Origin of the sequence: uncultured Campylobacter sp. (genome assembly GCF_938018145.1) — a bacterium.
Lineage (GTDB): Bacteria > Campylobacterota > Campylobacteria > Campylobacterales > Campylobacteraceae > Campylobacter_A.
Map to the genome: position 1 here is coordinate 1 of NZ_CALIII010000215.1, position 3057 is coordinate 3057.

Sequence of the window (3057 nt, forward strand, 5' to 3'; positions counted from 1 at the left end):
CCTCTTATCATGCCTTGCATGACCATCGGCTTCATCATATATAGCTTCATCGCCCAGTTTAGGTAGCTCTCGCGAGTCGCGCCCATGCACGCTATCGTAGGCTCGGGCTTGCCCGTCCAGTTAAACTCCACCATCACCGCCTTGCCGAATTTCGTTAGCAGCGGGCAGGCGGTGTAGCCGCCGTATCTAGCACTCGGTTCGCGTCCTTTTATGACGTCGGCTAGATTTTGCGCCAGCACTGGATACATCTTGCGTATACTAGCTCCTGTTTTACCGGCGGGAAATCCGCAAACGTCGCCGATAGCAAATATATTTTTAAATTTCGAGTGTTGCAGCGTCTCGCGCGTGAGGCTAATCCAGTTGCCTGCCACATCGCCCTTTTCTACGCTTAGCCCTGCATCGGCGTAGATTTTAGAAGCCTTCATGCGAGGCACTAGGTGTAGGTAGTCAAATTTTACTTCGACTAGCTCTTTAGCGAGTTTATTTTCGCCGTTTTCGCGGTACGGCATAGCGTGCTCAAATACCGCTATATTAGCACTTTTATCCACCTCAACCAGCTGATGCGAGGTAAAATACTTCACGTCTCGCTCCTCCAGCATCCCTTCTATCATTTTAGCATAAACCGGAGCGGAAAATATCGTCCGAGCACCCGAGTATATCGAGATATCAAGCTTGTCTCTGTTGCCTAAATTTCGCGCCATATCTTCGGTTAGCAGCGTTACTTTTTTATTTGCGCCCGAACACTTCATCGGTGTTTTGTTGTCGCTAAAGACTATCTTGCCGCCTTCTTTGCCGACTTTTTTCATTATGCCCGACATAGCAACGGCGCCAGGGATCGTGTAGATAGAGGTCACGTTGTCGCTACCGATATCGTCGGCGCTAAGCCCTTTTACGCTCTCAAACTCATACTCCGCTCCACTAGCTATCACGAGGTAGTCGTAGTTCAAATTTGACCCGTCCTCTAGCTTGACGGAATTTGCCCCCGGATCGATGGATGCGGCATTTTGCTTTATCCATTTTACGCCGTCTGGGATCAAATTTGATTTTTCGTAGGTTATGTCTTCGGGCAGATAGTGACCGGCTGCGATGAGCGTAAAGCCGGGCTGATAGTAGAAGTACTCGTCCTTATCAAGGACCGTTAGTTCGGCGTTTGGCATATCTCGTCGTAGTTTCGCCGCTAGGCTGATGCCGCCTAGACCGCCGCCGATTATTAGGATATTTGCGCGGATGTCCGCATTTTCTCCCGCATTTAGCTTGCTAGCCCCTGCGACTCCCGCCGCCGCTAGCCCCGCCGCGCCTAAAATTTTCAAGACGCCTCTTCTGTCGATGCTTTGCATAAAAGCTCCTTTTAGAAGTTATTGTCAAATCATAGCGCATTTTAAAATTTAAATATGTAACAAAGTCACCTTAACGTCACAACTCCGCGTTTTAGCTCGACGAGCCCCTTTTTCTGCATCTCTTTTAGCGCTCTTGATACCGCCTCTCGCGCGCTAGCGATGTCGTTTGCGATCTGTTCGTGCGTGATCTTTAGCCCGTTTTTCGCGCCGTTTTGCTCGAGGAAATTTATTATTCTCCGAGCTAGCGGCAAAAACAGCGTCTGATCCATCGCCGTTATCGCGGAGCTAAAGCGCGTAGCCATGAGCTCTAGCGCGTGATTTGCCACCTGCGGATAGTTTTCGCGTAGCCTCTTAAATATCTCCCTCGGGATCAAAATCATCCGCACGTCATCTTCGATTTGTAAATTTATCTCCGCTTGTAGCGCTCCTAGCGAGCAAAAGCCGCACAGCATGCAGCTATCGCCGTCTTGCAGGTTAAAGACGGTGATCTCTTTAAAATTACTCGTGCTAACCAGCCCGCGCGCACGCCCGCTTATGATGATCGCGTAGCCAAGGCAGCCGTCTTTTGGGTATATCCTCTCGCCTTTTTTAAAGCTTTTTAGCGTCGCGCTTTTTAACACCGCCTCTTCATCCTGCGCACTAAGCGTAAATTTAGACGTAAACCGCTGCTTTATCGTATCTTTTAGCTCGTCTCCCGACATACGCGCTCCTTGATTAATTTCGGCTTTGTTTAATTATATTTTCTTTTACGTAAAAGCTCGGTGATAAAATTTAGCTACAAAATATTTTAAGCATTGATTTATTTTGTGACTAACTCACCGAAATTGCGCTAAAATTGGGGTAAAATTTAGAAAAAACGAGGAAAAATATGAAAACGCAGGACGAAAAACCAAGCTGGCTGCAGCACTTTCCGATCATGTTTTACACCGTAGTTATGGGGCTTGGCGGGCTAGCTCTCGCGTACGAGCGGCTAAATTTGATCTTTGATATCTCAGGCGCGGTTTTTGAGATTTTACGCGGCGTGGCTAGCCTAGCGTACGCGCTCATCTGCGCTTGTTACGCGGCAAAGCTGATCAGATACCCGCAAGCTTGCAAGGCGGAGTTTTTCCACCCGGTGCGCGTAAATTTTTTCGCCGCCTTTTCGATCGGCACGCTGCTAGTCGCCTCGCTCTGGCGGGACTTCGCGCCCGTTTACGACGCGCTTTTTTGCGTGGGCGTAGCGTTTCAGACCTTTATCACGCTGCACGTCGTGTCCTTTTGGATCAAAAATAACGTCCAGATCGCACACTCAAACCCCGCGTGGTTCATCCCGATCGTGGGCAATCTCTTCGTCCCGCTAGCAGCGCCCGCCGCGAGCGAGCTTGCGTGGTATTACTTTGCGATCGGGATATTTTTTTGGCCCGTGCTTTTTGCGGTTTTGTTTTACCGCATCATCTTTCACGATCAGATGCCGCAGAAATTTATCCCGACGCTTTTTATCGTGATCGCGCCGCCTGCGATGGCGTTTTTAGACTACGTCAAGCTCACCGGCAGCTTTGACGTCACGGCGAAGATCATGCTCTACATCACGCTATTTTTCGCGCTTCTCATCCTTTTTATGTTTAAAAGCTTTTTGCGGCTTAAATTTTTCCTCTCGTGGTGGGCGTTTACCTTCCCGACGGCTGCGGCTAGCATCGCGTTTTTGCGAGCGTTTGAGTTTAACGGGATTAAGTTTTTCTTG

At 49.2% G+C, this 3057-nt stretch carries 3 protein-coding genes; 1 reads left to right on the forward strand and 2 read right to left on the reverse strand.

The genetic code is table 11. The features are described from left to right. Together Q0338_RS04800 and Q0338_RS04805 are read right to left on the reverse strand one after the other, a co-directional pair. The coding region (locus Q0338_RS04800) for an FAD/NAD(P)-binding oxidoreductase (RefSeq protein WP_298085763.1) at window positions 1-1337 on the reverse strand (1337 nt) is incomplete at its 3' end. 65 nt (window positions 1338-1402) lie between these two features. After that, on the reverse strand, window positions 1403-2038 hold the full coding sequence (locus Q0338_RS04805) for a Crp/Fnr family transcriptional regulator (RefSeq protein WP_298085764.1): 636 nt from the start codon (window positions 2036-2038) through the stop codon (window positions 1403-1405). 167 nt (window positions 2039-2205) lie between these two features. On the opposite strand from Q0338_RS04805, the gene Q0338_RS04810 reads away from it, so the two are divergent. Beyond that, a partial coding sequence (locus Q0338_RS04810; protein WP_298085765.1) for an SLAC1 anion channel family protein occupies window positions 2206-3057 on the forward strand: 852 nt, incomplete at its 3' end.